Annotated in this window: 18 protein-coding genes; 17 read left to right on the forward strand and 1 reads right to left on the reverse strand. The window is 38.9% G+C overall.

Going from position 1 to position 17,335, the window contains the following annotated elements; genetic code table 11:
• Positions 1–14: 14 nt before the first annotated feature.
• Both G4407_RS01180 and G4407_RS01185 read left to right on the forward strand, forming a co-directional pair.
• Complete coding sequence (locus tag G4407_RS01180) at positions 15–1,481, forward strand: zinc ribbon domain-containing protein (protein WP_173687430.1); 1,467 nt, start codon at positions 15–17, stop codon at positions 1,479–1,481.
• Between the two features lie 264 nt (positions 1,482–1,745).
• Complete coding sequence (locus G4407_RS01185; protein ID WP_008372991.1) at positions 1,746–2,513, forward strand: pseudouridine-5'-phosphate glycosidase; 768 nt, start codon at positions 1,746–1,748, stop codon at positions 2,511–2,513.
• Positions 2,514–2,684: 171 nt separating this feature from the next.
• Here G4407_RS01185 and G4407_RS01190 read toward each other — a convergent pair whose 3' ends face one another.
• Positions 2,685–3,104, reverse strand: coding sequence for a DUF4418 family protein (locus tag G4407_RS01190; RefSeq protein ID WP_173687431.1), 420 nt, complete (start codon positions 3,102–3,104; stop codon positions 2,685–2,687).
• A gap of 207 nt (positions 3,105–3,311) precedes the next feature.
• On the opposite strand from G4407_RS01190, the gene G4407_RS01195 reads away from it, so the two are divergent.
• The 15 genes from G4407_RS01195 (at position 3,312) to G4407_RS01265 (ending at position 17,298) form a co-directional block, all read left to right on the forward strand.
• Positions 3,312–4,328, forward strand: a complete 1,017-nt coding sequence (locus G4407_RS01195) for an ABC transporter permease (protein ID WP_173687432.1) — start codon at positions 3,312–3,314, stop codon at positions 4,326–4,328.
• Between the two features lies 1 nt (position 4,329).
• Positions 4,330–5,118: an ABC transporter ATP-binding protein gene (locus G4407_RS01200; protein ID WP_117823543.1), complete on the forward strand. Its 789-nt coding sequence runs from the start codon at positions 4,330–4,332 to the stop codon at positions 5,116–5,118.
• 66 nt (positions 5,119–5,184) lie between these two features.
• The gene (locus G4407_RS01205) at positions 5,185–6,276 is read left to right on the forward strand and encodes an ABC transporter substrate-binding protein (protein ID WP_243259237.1); all 1,092 of its coding nucleotides are present in this window, start codon (positions 5,185–5,187) and stop codon (positions 6,274–6,276) included.
• Between the two features lie 268 nt (positions 6,277–6,544).
• Positions 6,545–7,759, forward strand: a complete 1,215-nt coding sequence (locus G4407_RS01210; RefSeq protein WP_173687433.1) for an ABC transporter permease — start codon at positions 6,545–6,547, stop codon at positions 7,757–7,759.
• On the forward strand, positions 7,756–8,430 hold the full coding sequence (locus tag G4407_RS01215; protein ID WP_173687434.1) for an ABC transporter ATP-binding protein: 675 nt from the start codon (positions 7,756–7,758) through the stop codon (positions 8,428–8,430). Before G4407_RS01210 ends, G4407_RS01215 begins: the two co-directional genes overlap by 4 nt.
• Positions 8,431–8,434: 4 nt before the next feature.
• A complete protein-coding gene (locus G4407_RS01220) occupies positions 8,435–9,655 on the forward strand; it encodes a DUF401 family protein (RefSeq protein WP_173687435.1) in 1,221 nt (406 codons plus the stop codon).
• Positions 9,645–9,803, forward strand: a complete 159-nt coding sequence (locus G4407_RS01225; RefSeq protein ID WP_173687436.1) for a hypothetical protein — start codon at positions 9,645–9,647, stop codon at positions 9,801–9,803. The genes G4407_RS01220 and G4407_RS01225 overlap by 11 nt, the downstream gene beginning before the upstream one ends.
• A gap of 172 nt (positions 9,804–9,975) precedes the next feature.
• Positions 9,976–10,707 carry a GntR family transcriptional regulator gene (locus G4407_RS01230; RefSeq protein ID WP_173687437.1) on the forward strand — a complete coding sequence of 244 codons (732 nt, stop codon included), beginning with the start codon at positions 9,976–9,978 and terminating at the stop codon, positions 10,705–10,707.
• A 202-nt stretch (positions 10,708–10,909) separates the two neighbouring features.
• Positions 10,910–11,794 (forward strand): PfkB family carbohydrate kinase, encoded by an 885-nt coding sequence (locus tag G4407_RS01235; protein ID WP_173687438.1) that lies wholly within the window; start codon positions 10,910–10,912, stop codon positions 11,792–11,794.
• 14 nt (positions 11,795–11,808) lie between these two features.
• Positions 11,809–13,104 carry an ABC transporter substrate-binding protein gene (locus G4407_RS01240; RefSeq protein WP_173687439.1) on the forward strand — a complete coding sequence of 432 codons (1,296 nt, stop codon included), beginning with the start codon at positions 11,809–11,811 and terminating at the stop codon, positions 13,102–13,104.
• A gap of 38 nt (positions 13,105–13,142) precedes the next feature.
• Complete coding sequence (locus G4407_RS01245; RefSeq protein WP_173687440.1) at positions 13,143–14,018, forward strand: carbohydrate ABC transporter permease; 876 nt, start codon at positions 13,143–13,145, stop codon at positions 14,016–14,018.
• A gap of 11 nt (positions 14,019–14,029) precedes the next feature.
• Entirely contained in the window at positions 14,030–14,851 is an 822-nt protein-coding gene (locus tag G4407_RS01250) for a carbohydrate ABC transporter permease (RefSeq protein WP_173687441.1), read from the forward strand.
• A gap of 5 nt (positions 14,852–14,856) precedes the next feature.
• Positions 14,857–15,690, forward strand: a complete 834-nt coding sequence (locus G4407_RS01255; protein ID WP_173687442.1) for a sugar phosphate isomerase/epimerase family protein — start codon at positions 14,857–14,859, stop codon at positions 15,688–15,690.
• Between the two features lie 12 nt (positions 15,691–15,702).
• Positions 15,703–16,683, forward strand: a complete 981-nt coding sequence (locus tag G4407_RS01260) for an SIS domain-containing protein (protein WP_173687443.1) — start codon at positions 15,703–15,705, stop codon at positions 16,681–16,683.
• A gap of 63 nt (positions 16,684–16,746) precedes the next feature.
• Positions 16,747–17,298 (forward strand): YesL family protein, encoded by a 552-nt coding sequence (locus tag G4407_RS01265; protein WP_173687444.1) that lies wholly within the window; start codon positions 16,747–16,749, stop codon positions 17,296–17,298.
• The last annotated feature ends 37 nt before the right edge of the window (positions 17,299–17,335 follow it).

Raw genomic sequence — 17,335 nt, forward strand, 5'->3', positions numbered from 1 at the left:
GATGTAAAAGAGATATGAGGTGCAAAAATTGTGGAACTGAGAATCCAGATGGTTCAAGATTCTGTGCAACATGCGGAAAACCACTGGAACAGGAAGAACCTGCTAAAAATGTAGCAGAACAGAAAGAAGAGGCTGTTCAGAATGCAGAAGAGCAGAAAGAAGAGGCTGTTCAGAATGCAGAAGAGCAGAAAGAAGAGGCTGCTCGGAATGCAGAAGAGCAGAAAGAAGAGATCGCTCAGAATACAGAAGAGACGGTAACAAGTACAGCAGAAACAAAATCACTCACACATAAGAAATCAAGAGGACTGAACAAGTTCCTGATCGGTCTGGCATGTGCGGTTGTCGTTGTAGTGATCGCAGCAGGGCTTTTGATATCGCGTGCAAGAAGAACAATCGATCTGAACAAGTATGTCACCTTTGAAACAACAGGATATAACGGATATGGAAATGTATATCCGCAGATCGACTGGCAGAAGATCCAGAAAAAATATGATTCCAGACTGAAATTTACAAAAGAATTTAAAGAACAGTTTGGTGACAGTGTCGATTCCGTATCTCCGGTAGCGGTACTCCAGTCCTATGTCAGTGTGGAAATGAATTCAGACAGCGATCTTTCCAACAAAGATAAAGTCAAATACAGATGGAATGTCAATAAAGATTATGCAAAATATGTGAAGTGCAACCTGAAATATAAAAATAAAACCTATAAAGTAAAAGGGCTGGAAGAGGTTAAGACATTTGATGCATTCAAAGACCTGGAGGTATCATTTAACGGAATAAGTCCGGGAGGAGAAGTTTCATTTGATTATACAGGATCTGATCTTACATCTGCCGATTTTCAGACAGATGCATCAAATGGAACATTGGCAAACGGAGATAAGATTAAAGTATATCTGGATAAATCTATGGCAGACAGCTATGCCGCCAATCTGGGAAAGCTGCCGGAAAAATGGGAAAAAGAATATACCGTAAAAGGACTGTGGTATTATGTCACATCAGCCAGTGACATCGATGATGATACAATGCAGCAAATGAAGGACCGGGCGGAACAGGAATACAATGATCATGTGGAGAGCAGCTGGGTAGATTCCGAATCTCTGGAAAGCCTTACTTATATGGGAGATTATCTGCTGGAGCCTGTTGTGGGCAATGGAAATGAACTGTATCTTATTTATCATGTAAAGGTACGGGATCAGTACAGTAATGATGATGGATCTTATGACAAGGTGAATGATGTTTACTGGTATATGCATTATGGAACAATTCTTGCAGACGGGGAAGGAAATACAGATATTGATCTGTCTGACTATGGAACACCTGGCAATTTCTTTAAGATCAAGACTGATGCGAAGACAGACGGTATTTCCAGCATGGTATGGAAATATTATGGATACCCGACACTGGATGATCTGTACGCAGATGTTGTGGGCGATAATGCCGATTACTCTTTGGTGGAGGATGCGGTAGACAATACAAAATAGAAGCCTTTGGCGGAAAAGAAGGTGGACTATGAAATGGGACGAATGGCTGAAAAAGATCATTAAAGAGATAACGTCAGATTATACGATTTCAGAAGAAACCTCAAAAAGCTTTTTTGAAGAGCTGATGCAATTGTTGAAATAATACAGGAACCGGGTAGAAATGCAAATTTTTATCCGGTTTTTTAGTTTGAGTCGGAAAAGTATGATATGATGAGGAAAAGTACGAGATTGATATCCAGAAGGAGAAAGGTGGAATAACAACAGATGGAATATTTAGTAGAATCAGCATTATTGACACATGGATTAAAATCGGTATCAAATGAAACAATAAAAAAAGAATGGCAGGATCCGGGAAAAAAGATCACCTGGATTGATCATGGGGAAATCAGGATCGGGGATATCGATGAGTTCCTTGAATTCAGAAGCCGGGCAGCTGCTTATCCAAGAATTGACTGTGATCTGCTGGAAAAGGCATTATCGGAAAAGCAATCAGGCGCACTTACCGCTTCCGGGACAATGGCAGTATGTGTGAAAATGGGAATTCCGGTTGCAATTACCTGTGGAATGGGTGGAATCGGGGACATCAAAGGAGAAGAACTCTGCCCGGATCTTCCGGCTCTTCAGCAGATTCCGGTGATCCTGATCTCGGCTGGGCCAAAAGATATGCTGGACCGGAAAGCAACGATCGATTGGCTGATATCGCACGGAGTGAAGGTGATCGGAACAGAAAGAAATTACTGTACCGGCTATGTATTTTGTGGAGAAAAAGTTGAACTGCAGGGAAAGGCAGAAAACAGTGCAGAAACGGTAAAGCCACCAATGCTCATCATCAATGAAATCCCGGAAGAAAGACGGATAGAAGACAGGGAGATCTTGAGAGAAGCAATTGCCGAGGGAAAGAGAGCGGAGAAGGAAGGACGCTATTTCCATCCTGCGGCAAACGGAAAGATTGATGACTGTACCGATGGATATTCTTCATTGATCCAGCTGCGGGGACTGATTGCAAATATGAAAGTGGCAGAAGCACTTTAAAGAGCGAAAAAAGAAGCTGGGATCTGGCTGATAACAGAAAAGCCTGAATATAGGCAGTTGTGTTATCGGTCAGACTCCGGCTTCTTTGCATACAAAGAAAGTTTTGACTCCTGATTATAGATTACAGGAAAGGTAATCAGACATTCTGTTTGAAATGTTGTTGCGTGAATCCTAATTCGCCTGTGGCATCTGTGATTTATGTACAAAGAGACTGATTCCTGCACCGATGATTGCCAGAACAGCACCAATTCTTCCCCAAAGAGCAGTCTTGTGGCACATCATACCTGCCTTGGCACAAATACCAATGCCAATTGAAGTATTGCTAAGAAGCAGGATCAGAACAGCAGTGATAATGATAACAACCGGTAATTTAAAATCGTGTGTTCCGAAGAAAAGAAGAACGGATTCTGCAAGCAGGAGCAGAGCGAAAAAAAACAGTGCAATTCCATAATAATGACACCGCATCATACATTCTCCTCCGTTTGCAAGTTCCATGGTTCCTTTGCATACCGGGGCAAAGATCTTATCTGCTGCAAGAATAAGAATTGCTGCAAGACAGGAAATTGTTCCGGATAATTTTTGTGAATTCATAATTCATATCTCCTTTAAAAATTTATTGTATTTAGTATAACACACTTATAGTTAATAAGTTCATTTTTACCAGATAAAAACTATAGAAAATTATAATAAATAGAATTGCATATAAAAAATAACAATTTTACATTTGTGCAAAATGCTGATATAGTTAAAAAGCATTTAAAGGAAATGGTAAAAATTTACAAAGGAGTCAAATGAAAAATGGAGAGTAAAAGACAGCTTACGAGAGAAGAGTTGCTAGAAATGGAAAGTGCTCCGAAGACGAAGATGCAACATATGTTGGATGTGGTAATTTGTTTTTGTCCGTATTTTGCAGCGATAATTATGTTTTTAGTATATTATCTGATGCCGGATGCCGTTCAGAATTTTAATCCGCATGTGTTTACTATTGTCGTCTGCTTTTTTTTGGCATTATATCTAATCATGGTAGTGAGAGGATTACTGAATAAAAGCTATTTTGCAAAAGTACGTCATAAAGCACCGCTTTACTCTGTGATCATACTGGTAATTATGCTGTATGATTTTCTGACGGTTAAGACAGCTATTTTAAAACAGCCGTTCTTTCCATGTGTGAATACGGTCCTGTGTGCGATCATTGATGACCGGGCACTATTATTGAAAAGTACATTGTACTCACTGCGATTATTATTCACAGGATATTTTATTGGAGCGATCCTTGGACTGATCACAGGTGTTGCCTGTGGATACAGCAAAAGGATTAACTACTGGGTTTCACCGATCATTAAGATGCTTGGACCGATCCCTTCCACAACATGGATCCCGATCATCATGGTTCTGGTATCCTCACTGTTTAAAGGAAGTGTATTTATCATCGCTCTTGGTGTATGGTTTGCACTTACGATCGCATCGTCAACCGGTATCCAGAATGTAGACAAGGCATATCTGGAAGCGGCCAGAACATTAGGTGCCAAAGGTCACCAGCTGGTATTCCGGGTGGCTATCCCACATGCAATGCCAAACATTCTTCAGGGTATGACACAGGGAATGAGTTCTGCCTGTACAGCACTTCTGGTTGCTGAGATGATGGGAGCCGAGGCAGGTCTTGGATGGTATATCCAGTGGCAGAAATCATGGGCGATCTATTCTAAAATGTATGCAGCTATCGTTTTAATTTGTCTTATTTTCACAGCAGTTACCTTTATACTGAATGTGATCAAGAGAATAGTGCTTCGCTGGCAGGAAGGAGTTGTGAAATAAGATGGCATCAGTGGATGAGAAGCAGGGACACGGGCGTGTCCTGGAGTTTGACAAAGTAACAAAGAGTTTTGCAAAGACAGACAGTAACGAGATCACACATGCGCTGGCAGAGGTGAATCTGACGATCCAGCCGGGTGAGTTTGTCAGTATTGTTGGAACAAGTGGATGTGGAAAATCAACGATTCTACGATTGATCGCAGGACTGATCAGACCGACTACCGGTGAGATCAGACTTGGTGGTAAACCGATTGTTGGAGCCGGACCGGATCGTGGAATGGTATTCCAGAAAGCAACATTGTTTCCGTGGCTTACGGTAGAGAAGAATGTGTCCTTCAGCTTGCGTATGCAGAAAAAGCAGGATAAAGAACTGGTAGAGCATATGCTGAAAATGGTAGGACTTGAAGATTTCCGAAAAGACTATCCACATCAGCTCTCCGGAGGTATGGCACAGAGAGTGGCGCTGGTAAGATCGCTGATCAATCATCCGGATATTCTGCTTCTGGACGAGCCTCTTGGCGCGCTGGACGCATTTACCAGAATGAATATGCAGGATGAGATCCTGAATATCTGGAGAGAACAGAAACAGACGGTCGTCATGGTTACACATGATGTAGAAGAAGCAATCTATATGGGAACAAGAGTGCTGGTTATGGAGCCAAGACCGGGACGTGTAAAGGCAGATATACCGATTGAACTGGCTGAACCAAAGCAGAGAGACAGCGAAGAGTTCCAGGCATATCGGAACAGGATCCTGAAAATGCTCGATCTGAAGCATCATACAGATCATTAAATGGATATTTATTGAAAGATAAATATAAAAGCAACAAAGTAAAAACACGAAGAGGAGAAAAGAATTATGAAAAAAAGATTGTTTGCAACGTTACTTGCATGCGTAATGACCGTATCACTGGTTGCATGTGGCGGTTCATCAGAAAAGAAGGAAGACACAAGTGATTCCAAAAAACAGGAAGCTTCTACAGAGGAAGAAGTGACTGATATCACAAAAATGTCAGATGATGAAATTAAAGAAGCAATGAAAAAAGAGCCGGCATGGGGAACAACCATCACAGCAGAATATGATGGCGGTGACTGTACATCAGGACCTAGCATGGCAAAAGCACTCGGATACTATGATAATTGGGGATTAGATGTTCAGATCGCAGCTGGTACTGAAATCACAGAAGCACTTGGAACTGGAAAAGCTCAGTTTGGAGTACATCATATTGCACATATGTTAGTTCCGATCACAAACGGAATGGACATCGTATTTACAGGAAGCGCACAGACAGGATGCAAATCTTTATATGTACTTGCCGATTCAGGAATCGAATCAACAAAAGATCTGGAAGGCACAACGGTTGGTATGGATAGCCCGGTCGGTGGATCTTCACACAACATGATCATCCGTTTCTTCCTTGCAGATGGATTGAAACAGGATGCAGCAACATGTGTACAGGTTGAATCAAGTGCAGCAATCCAGTCTCTTCAGTCAGGTGATATCAAAGCTTGCCTTCTGAGTGACCGTTTTGCAAAGAAATTCGTAGATGACGGAACATTAAAAGTTCTTCGTTCTATCACATGGGATGATGATTTCAAAGATGAAACATGCTGCGTAATGGCTATGAGCGGAAAATTCGTAAAAGAAAATCCGGTAATCTCTCAGGTACTTACAAAATGTGTAATGGATGCATATATGTACATTGCAGAAAACAAAGACGAAGCTGCACAGATCATGCTTGATGAGGGTATGGTATCTGGTGACATCGAGCTTACAAAATACATGCTTGATCAGCAGAACTGGGCAGTATCCAATGCTGATACAAAGAAAACAATTGAAGCTGTTGCAAAGGACTACATTGATGCAGGAATCATCAGCTCTGACTGGACTGTAGATAAAGTCGTAGAGACAGCATGGCAGCCACTTGCTGAAAAAGTAAGCACAAAATAATCAGACACATATGTGAATGAGGTGGAGGAGCTTTGAACTCTGTGATGAGTGGAAGATCCTCTTTTGTCTTATATATTAGGAATGTGCCTCGGCACGAAGATGAAGAATGTCGCAAGCGGTCTACGCTGCGCTTCGGTCGTTGCTTAACGAGCGCCACTGGCGCTCAGCAACGCGCTTGGCGCGAGAAAGTGCCGAGGCACATTCTTTCTTATAATTGGAAAATTACGGGGTTTTTCCGGACAAAATGTTAAAAAGGAAGGAAAGAAAAATGGAACAGAAAATGTTGACTGTACCTGGACTTGCAGTCAGAAATCTGCGGCATCGAAGAGTCAGGACGATGTTTCTGGCAACACTGGTGCTGATTTTATCGGCAGCGCTGTTTACCAGCAGAGTATTGACAGAAAGTATGAAAACTTGTATTGATAAGACAGTAGATCGGATTGGGGCGGATGTGATCGTAGCACCGGGAGAATATGAATCAGATTTAAGCGATTCTCTGTTTTCGGGAGGGTTGTGCAGTTTCTATTTTGAAAAGTCTTTGATGGATCAGGTGAAAAAGACGGATGGAATTGACAAAATTTCTCCGCAGCTCTACATTGCATCACTGGATGCGGCATGCTGTTCAGTTCCGGTACAGATTGTTGCTTTTGAACCGGAAAGTGATTTTATTGTACAGCCGTGGATGTCCGGAAGCAATGTGAGTGAATTGAAAAAGGGTCAGACTGTTGTTGGAAGCAAGATTACGGCAAAAGCGGGAGACAAAATTTCTTTCTTTGGACAGGAATATGAGGTTGCAGGAAAACTCGAAGAAACAGGAACCAGTTATGATAATTGCGCATTCATGAATTTTGAGACGGCATATACATTATTTGACAGTTTTCAGATCAAGTATGTGACGGATCTTACAGAACCGCAGAAATATGTTTCCCTTCTGACGATCCGGACGAAAGACGGAGCAGATCCGAAAGAAGTAGCGAACACGATCAACACAAAGATGAGAGATTCCGGGCTGAAAGCTTATACGGCAAAAGCAATGTCCGGAAAAGTTTCAGATACACTGGAACAGATGCAGTCTTACAGCGCACTTCTGATCGGACTGTTGTTTTTAATGGCAGTCCTGGCACTGATCTGCATTTTTAACATTACTGTGAATGAACGTTTGAAGGAGTTTGGGGTACTACTTTCTATCGGCGCACGAAAAAGCCAGATTTTCCAGATGCTTCTTCTGGAAGCAGGAATGATCGGTGTGCTTGGAGGATTCCTTGGAGTGGTGTTCTCCGGAGGCGGAGTCCTGTTATTTAAAGACGTGATCATGGAAAGCATGAATATGCCGTATCTGAATGTGAATGTTTCCCAGTATGTGATTCTTGCATTACAGAGCCTGGGGCTTGCTGTTGGTGTCAGCCTTCTTGCCACCTTATATGCGGCAGTCAGAGCGAATCGTATGGAACCATATAAACTGATCCAGGAGGTGGAATCATGATTGTAAAGACAGAAAATCTGAGTCGGGAATTTGTACGTGGAAAGAATCAGTTTTACGCAGTAGATCACGTGAACCTGGAAGTGGAAGAAAAAGAACTGGTTGCGATCATGGGGCAGTCTGGAAGCGGAAAATCCACCCTCTTCCATATGCTGACCGGGATCCTGAAACCGACAGAAGGAAAGATCACGGTGCTGGATCATGAGATTGAAAAAATGAATGACAGACAGTTATCGGTTCTGCGGGGAGGCGACCTTGGTTATATCATGCAGGGACAGAATCTTCTCCAGAATCTGACGGTTATGGAAAATATCCTGCTGCCGCTTTCGCTGGGGAAAAACCGGAAACCGGATAAAGAAAGGATCACGTATCTGACGGAGCTTCTTGGGATTCAGAATATGCTTTCCGAATATCCGGCAAATCTGTCCGGCGGAGAGCAAAGGCGTGTGTCGATCGCAAGGACATTTGCGCAGAATCCGAAACTGGTAGTCGCAGATGAACCGACAAGCAGTCTGGATATGGAAAATTCAGAGATCATTATGAAGTATTTTCAAAAAATGGCAAAAGCAGGAACGACAATCCTGGTCAGTACCCATGACAGGGAATTTGCAAATTATGCGGACCGGTGTCTGTGGATGAAAAAAGGGAAATTAGAAAAAAGAGAATTGGAGTAAAGAGATGCAGACCGAATTTACAAAGCTGGCAGTGATTTTTATTGTCATTATGGTGATGGTTCTTGCAAAATTAAAGCTGCGTGATGCGATGATTGCTGCCATTTTGCTGACTGTGATCCTGTTTGGAATTCCGCTTGGGGATGCAGCAAAATTGATGATACAATCGGTTTATGAAAAGGATACACTGCTGGTGGTCGGAAGCTTTATTCTTGTAACCTTTTTGCAGCGGATCATGGAAAACCGGAAACTTCTGGAAAGAGCGGAGATGGCACTGCAGAGACTTAGCGGAGACAGGCGTATGGTGTGTGTAATTGCGCCGGTGATCATTGGATTCCTTCCGTCTGCAGGAGCTGTCAATATCTGTGGGGCGATCGTAGATAAGGCGACAGGAAAAGATCTGGATGTGGAAGAAAAGACGTTTGTGACCAGTTACTACCGCCATATTTCAGAAAGCTTTTCGCCGACTTATAATGCAATTCTGCTGGCACTTTCTATTACCGCAGTATCGACCGGGCAATTTGTACTTTTTATGGCGCCGATGGTTGTGGTGCTTCTGGTACTGGGATATGTATTTTATCTGCGGAAGCTGTCGAAAGGATATGAAGCAGGTGAGGATGAAACGATTGACAAAAAAGAAGAATTCAAACAGCTTCTGTACTGTTTCTGGCCACTGGTGCTTTGTATTGTACTGGTGATCGCACTGAATCTTTCTGTGATCAAGGTACTGCCGTTTATTATTGTGCTTTCGATTATTGTATACCGGTTAAGTCCGAAGGAAGTGTTTGATTTTGCAAAGACATCGGTAGAGTGGAGAATCATCTTCAATACGATCATTCTGATGATGTTCAAGAACATTCTTACCTATACAGGGGCAATCGGAAAACTCCCGGATTTGTTTGCCGGATCCGCGATTCCACAGTTTGCGGCATTTGGAATCATTATGTTTCTTGGAACGATTATCAGTGGAGCAAATTCTATGATTGTGCTACTGATTCCGCTGGCATTTGCAAGCATACCGCATGCAGGAGCCGGACTTCTGGTGTACCTGATGGCACTTTCTTATGCGGCAATGCAGATTTCACCGACGCACATCTGCCTTGCGATCATTACGGAGTATTTCCAAGTGTCCTGGGGGCAGCTGATGAAGAAGACAATCCCGGTTATTGTGGTGTTTGTAGTGATTCTGACAGGGTATTATGTATTGCTGAGTGGATTTGGAATATAGAAAATATGCTATATTTTTGGGAATTGTTTTGATCGTAGAAGGAACTATTGCCTGTGGTGAAAAGGATACGGTGTCTGAAAAAGATCGTATAAAGGATATAGAAGTATATGATGATGGAACTACTGTAAAACTGGATATGTTTATTTGAATTCTCTTATAATTAAGTTTTTATTAATGAAATTATAATGATAATATGTTATAAGACGTGTCTTTATATAAAAAGAGCATATATTCCATTATTCCTTGCAAATACATAACTTTAGTTGTATTATGATAATATCAAAATAGATACATGTGTTAATACAAGCTAGGGGGATATAATGACTAAAATTCAATCACAATCAAATTCTATACCATTATATTTACAGGTGAAAAATAAAATCAAACAGGAAATAAGATCTGGAATATTAAAAGCCGGGGATAAACTTGATTCAGAGGCAGAAATGCAAAAGGAATATGGTATGAGCCGGGTAACTGTTCGTAACGCGATGGCAGAATTAGAGAGAGAAGGATATATTATCAAGGTGCAAGGAAAAGGAAGCTTTGTTGCACAGTCAGATATGTTAAGACTGCCGGTTGGAGTAACCAGTTTTACTGGAGATGCAAAGATGCAAGGGGCAGATTTGAAATCAAAGATTTTAAAAGTTGGCTTGGAACCGGTAAAAACGGAAATGGATAAAGAATTTTTTGGAATTAATGATGGAGAAAATATTTTAATTGTTAAAAGATTACGGTGTGTGAATAATGTTCCGCTTTTAATCGAGGAGAATCACTTATCTGCAAAATTAGAGGGGTTAATGAATGAGGACTTAACTGGATCGCTTTATGCGATTCTGCAGGAAAAATATCATATGATTCCGTCAATTAAGGGAAGGAGAAGTGTAAAAATTATATTTGCAACGGAAGAAATAGCACAATTGTTGAAGCTTTCGGTTGGAACTCCGGTTATAGAATCGGAAGTATGTGTGTTTGATATTAATGGAGGACCAGTTCATACGGTCAAAGATATTGTCAGAGGAGATAATGATAATATTTTGAAATGGTATGTATAAAAGAATGAAAGAAAAAAAGGAGATATCTAAAAAGATATCTCCTTTTTTTACAAAAATATTTAAAGTTATTTGTATAAAACACCTAAAAAAAATAAAAATCAGAAAATATATTGACAATAATTAACAACAATAGTATTCTTGTAGCAAGACGAGTTAATACAAGTTAAAAAAACAGGAACAAGATAATACGAGGAGGTACATAATGGAGAACGTAAGTATCATAGGAATTGGCATAGCTACTATGGATATTTATTGTTATAAAAATAAGATGTATCCAGGTGGAAATGAATATAACATTGCATACAATGCAAAAAAACAAGGAGCAAAGGCTGCATTTATGGGAGTTTTTGCAAATGATAAGGTTGGAGAAATATTAGAGGAAACTTTGCAAAAAGAGCAGATAGATACCAGCCATTCACATCATGAAGAAGGCTCCAGTGGATATGCGTTAGTAGATTTGAAAGATGGAGACAGAGTATTTATTGATTGGAATAAGAAAGGTGTAACGGATTTATATCCATTTGAATTTACAAAGGAAGAAATTGAATATATTAAAGAATTTGATATCGCATGTATCAGCTGGGGAGCCAGAGTTAATCATGAAAAAATAAAGAAACTGGCTAAGTATGGCGTTCGGATCTGCTATGATTTTTATGATAATTTTACATCAGATGATCTTCGTGAAATCGGACCTAATATAAAATATGCGTTTTTATCATGTGGACATCTGTCGGAAGAAGAAACAAAAGAAACTTTAAAAGAAGTAATAAGCACTGGATGTGAGATAGCGGTAGGAACAAGAGGTGCAGACAAGACAATAGCTTATGATGGAAAAGAATTTTATATGCAACCGGTGAAAAAAGTAAAAGCAATAGACACGATGGGAGCAGGCGATTCTTATATTAGCGCATTTCTAATGAATTATTTACAGACGAAGGCTGACGAGTCGATGAAATCTGGGAATAATATAAAACAGGCACTTGAAAAAGCAGCAGAATATGCAGCAACGATAGTGGTAAAAGAGGGAGCTTTGGGAATCGGATACGACGTCAATCCGAAAAAGCTGTCAGAGATTATTAACATTTAAGGAGGTAGTTGGTTATGAAAAGAAAAGCGATAGCAATGTTAGTGGTTGCATCAATGACGGTAGCGTTATTTGCCGGTTGTGGTAGCAAATCAGATGAATCGGATAGTGGAAAAGTTAAATTAACTTTTCTTGATAAACATCCGGAAGACGAATATAAAGGATATTTTGAAGAAGCAATCGCAGATTTTGAAAAAGAAAATCCAGATATTGAAATTGAATATGAAAATATCAGTGATCAGGCAATGAAAGAAAAGTTGAGTGTTCTGGCAGCGGGGGGAGATCTTCCGGATATCTTCTTTTGTTGGGGCGGTGAATGCTTAAATCGATTTTCAAGATCAGGTAAAATTTTAGATCTTACCTCTTACATGGATGAAGACGCGGAATGGAAAGACAGTTTTCTTCCGGCATTTCTTAGCAGTAGTGTATATGAAGGAAAAAACTATGCTGTACCTTACAGGAGCTCTGTATTATATATGCTTTATAATAAGCAGGTATTTGCAGATAATAATTTAGATGTTCCTACTACATGGGATGAATTTATTGATGTATGCGATACTTTGAAAAATAAAGAGATTACACCAATTGCATTTGGTAATTCAGACAAGTGGTATACCATGTGGTATGTTGGTCAGTTTAATGCAAATTTTGTAAATAAGGATGTTCGAACCGCGGATTATAACCCAAGTAGTGGTGCGTTTACCGATGAAGGATATGTAAAAGCTGTCCAGACATTTTTGGATTTGAATGATGCCGGATATCTTGGCAAAAATGTAAATTCAAAAGATTATTATCAGGTAAGAGAAGAATTTGCTGCAGGTAAGTATGCGATGATCCTGGATGCGACAAGCCAGTTTTCATTCTATAAGGGTGCAATGGGGGAAGATGGATATGGTTATTTTAAGATTCCGATCCCGGATGGCGCAACAGGAGATGAGGCGTCAACAATTGTAACAGGTGGATCAGAAAATTATGCAGTTTCTGCTGAAACAAAACATCCGGATGAAGCAGTTAAATTCCTTAAATTTTTAACAAAGAAAGCACAGGCTGAAAAACAGACCAAAGAGACAGGACTCCCTAATGCAATTATAGGTGGTATTACTGAAGATAATTCAGATGCAGTAATTGCAGCAGCATATGAGACATCAGAAGACTATGATGCGATTGCAGAGTGGCTTGATCAGTGTGTTGATGGAAATGTTTCTAATACCTATATGGCAAGCTTACAGGAAGCTTTAGATGGAAAGTCGGCAGAAGATGTCATGGCAGATGTGCAAAAAGCAGCAAAAGAAGTTGCTGATGCAAATAAATAGAGGAGCATAATATTGCTCCTCTGAAAGGAAGATTAAATATGCGGAAAGATAATAAAAGAACAATTGCATTATATATGTTTCCTGCGATTTTAATGATTATTGTACTCTTATATTTACCAATTTTTATCAATTTGTATGAAAGCTTTTTTAGTTGGGGAGCAATGAGTTCCAGTCATAAATTTGTAGGAATTGGCAATTATATAAAAATGTTCAAAGACGAAGTGTTTTATACAGCACTGAAAAATAATATGATTTTCATGATTATGTCAGTTATTTTTCAGATAGGTCTTTCTTTAATTATTGCCAATACACTTGAATCCAAGTTTATGCGAAAAACACAGAACATTTTTCAGTCAATTTATTTTATTCCTTCATTGCTTATGGTAACGGTAGTTGGTATTGCATTTAAGATGATTTGCAGTCCATCTATCGGAATTATAAATCCTCTGTTAGAGCTGATCGGAATCAACGCAGAAAATATTGATTTGCTTGGAAATGCAGGAAGTGCGACTTTTTCTATTGCCGCAATGTCACAATGGCAATATATAGGTTATACAGTAGTTCTTTTTGTGGTTGCAATTCAGAATATACCGGCCGATTTATATGAAGCAGCAGATATAGATGGCGCGAGTGCGATAAAGAAGTTTTTCTATATTACACTTCCTGAGATTAAAGATACAATATTGATCAATATGATTATTACGATTACAGGATCTATCCGGGAATATGATGAAGTTTTTGTAACAACAAACGGCGGACCGGGATATGCCTCAGAAACTTTAGCAACATATTTGTATAAAGTTGGATTTAGAAACGACCAGATGGGATACGCCTCTGCAATAGCATTCTTTATCTTTATTGTGACATTCGCAATCGGGTTGTTGCAGATGAAAGGATATCAATTAGACGAATAGGAGGTGGGAAGATGAAAAAGAAAATCGTTCATATTATTACATATTTTTTATTTATTTTGTTTGCGTTGATTATCATCTTTCCACTTATATGGATGGTAATTACAGGATTTAAAACAAATCAGGAATTATTTTTATCACCATTTTCACTGCCGGAGACATGGCATTGGGAAAACTATGTAAATGCGTGGAATAAAGGGATTGGAGTATATTTATCCAATAGCGTGATTATTACAGTAGCAGCAACTGCTTTATCAACATTTTTAAGTTGTCTTGCAGCATATCCTTTATCAAGATTAAAATTTAAAACAAAAAAGTTATGGGTTTATCTAATATTAGGAGGATTAATGCTGGCACCACAATCTTCACTAATCTCTTTGTTTAAGATGGTCAAAATTGCGGGATTGTATGATACGAGAATTAGTTTGATTTTGATTGATGCAGCATTTAGAATTCCATTTGCTACATTTTTGATTATGACATTTTATAAAAGTATTAGTTATAGCCTGGATGAATCTGCATATATAGATGGAGCAACTACATGGCAGATATTTGTAAAAATTATGTTGCCACTTAGTAAACCGATTATTGCTTCGTGTTCTATTGTAAGCTTCAGAGCAGTATGGAATGAATTGATGTTTGCTAATGTATTGTTACAGAGTACAGATAAAAAAACAGTACCGGTTGGTCTGATGAATTTTCAGGGAATGACAACAACAAACTGGACACTTGTGATTTCAAGCATGGTTATAGCATCACTTCCTCTGATTATCGCATTTCTGTTGCTTCAGAAGCAATTTGTAAGAGGATTAACGGCAGGTAGTGTGAAAGGATAAGAGTCATGAAAAATTTAAAGAGATCTCAGATTTTAACGTCGAACTATCCGTATTACAAATATTCCCTGAACTATGCATTGGATTCTTTACATAGGATGGGAGCGGAACAAATTGAATTTTATGCATGTTTTCCGCATTTTCACATGGATGATATTACATACAGAGATATTAAAAGTTTGAAGAAAAAACTGAAAGACTTCGGATTAAAAGCAGTGTGTGTAACACCGGAACAATGTTTGTATCCTGTAAATATTGCAGCATTTGATATTGCGGCAAGAAATCGAAGCATTAACGTCTTCAAAAAAACAATTGAAACAGCAGCTGAACTGGAAGCAGATACAATCGTTACTTTATGCGGATATGGGACAATTGATGAGAAAGATGAAGATGTATGGAAACGTTCTGTTGATTCAATGAGAATTCTTGGTGATATGGCAGAAGCATATAACATTGAAATGGTATTGGAAACTTCACCGCGCGAATATACAACAACTCATACTGCAAAAGAAGCAGTACGAATGATTGAGGAAGTAGGGTCACCTGCGGTAAAAGGCATGATAGATACGGCAACTCTGGGGTTTTCAAAAGAAACAATGAAACAGGCAGTTCAGGATTTGGGAAAGTATCTAAGGCATGTGCATGTTGCGGATGGAATCCCTAATGGGCATTTAATTCTTGGAGAAGGAGAATTGGATATCAGGGGAATGTTGCATGAGTTGGATGAGGTAAATTACCAGGGAATGTTAAGTCTGGAAATTTTAAATGATAAGTATATGAGAACACCACATGAAGCAATGCAAATATCTTTTGAAATGTTAAAAAAATATATAGATCAATAGGAGGAAAAGAAAATGGAAATCAGAGAGCTTATTGAAAAAATTGTCAAAGAAATGGAAGAAAAAGGTGGTCTTAAAAATGTTGTATGGGTTGCGGCTGGCGGCTCAAATGATGGACATTATGCAGCGCAGTATTTTATGGACAGGGAATCTACAGCAGTACGTTCGCAGATGATCACAAGCAGTGAATTTGAATTTGCAGCACCGAAATGTGTAGGAGAAAATACGATTGCAGTTATCACATCTATGAGGGGAACGAAGGAAACAATAGAGGCTGCAAAAGTCGCAAAAGAACTTGGAGCTGTTACAATCAGCCAATATGTTGATGAATCAGGGCTTACAGAAGTTTGCGATTATAATGTTCAGTATGGAAGTATCTGGGAAGACGATGAGGATCAGGGAAGAACGAATGCGGGAAATGCACTGCGAATTGCAATGGCAATTGTAGATGTTACAGAAGGATATAAAAATTATACAGATGCAATGGATGCTTTTGAAAAAATTCAGCCGGCTTATGTGAGAGCAAGAGAATATTGCAGACCGTTAGCGAAGAAATGGGCAGATCAGGTTAAAGATGAAAAAACAATTACAGTGCTTGCAAGTGGACCAGCTTATGGTTCTGGTCATATTTTTTCAACTTGTAATATTCTCGAAATGCTGCAGATTCAATCTCCAACATTTAACAGTTGTGATTTTTTCCATGGACCATTTGAAATTACAGATAAAAATGGAGCATTTTTCCTCCTTGTTGCAGATGGAAGAACCAGAAAAGCTGATGAGCGTGCAATTACATTTTTAAAGAAATATGCAGGTGAAAAAGTATATATTCTGGATGCAAAAGAGCTTGGTCTTGATAATCTAAAAGATTCAGTTTCAGAATATTTTAATCATCTTTTGTTTACACCTATTTTGAATAATGTTTATATGAAAGCATTGTCAGAAGCAACAGGAATAGATTACACAACTCGTCGATATATGTGGAAGGTAGAATATTAAACAAATAATATGACAGATAATAGAATCATTCGTATACTCACGACATTATGTGATTTCCTTATTTTGAATATTTTGTGGTTGGTATGTTCAGTACCTGTTATTACAGCAGGGGCGTCCACAACCGCATTATATTCTGTAATGTTTAAAATTATAAAGAAGGAAGAAGGGTATATTATAAAAAGCTTTTTAAAAGCATTTCGTCAAAATTTTAAGCAAAGTACAATTATCTGGCTTTTGTTAATTGGGACAGGATGTATTGTTGGATATGACTGGTATATAGCAGTAATATATATCAAGTTGGACCAACAGATAATAAATATTCTGGTAGCCGGAATCATCATATTTTTATTATGGGGATGGATATTTGTATTTCCGCTGATAGCCTGTTTTGAAAATACAGTAAAGAATATGATAAAAAATGCTTTTTTAATACCAATATCACAACTGCCGTATGCAGTAATTATTATATTATTTGATATTGTGTGTATTGGAGGAACGCTTTATAATTACAGAACTCTTTTTTATGGAAGTATATTCTGGAGTAGTATAGGCGGAAGCCTTCTGGCATATGTGAATTCTATTTTTATGAGTAAAATATTTGAACCATATAGGTAATAAAACTCTCTTATGAAAGATCGTTAAATCATTCATA

Origin of the sequence: Allocoprococcus comes (genome assembly GCF_013300725.1) — a bacterium.
Taxonomy (GTDB): domain Bacteria; phylum Bacillota; class Clostridia; order Lachnospirales; family Lachnospiraceae; genus Allocoprococcus; species Allocoprococcus comes_A.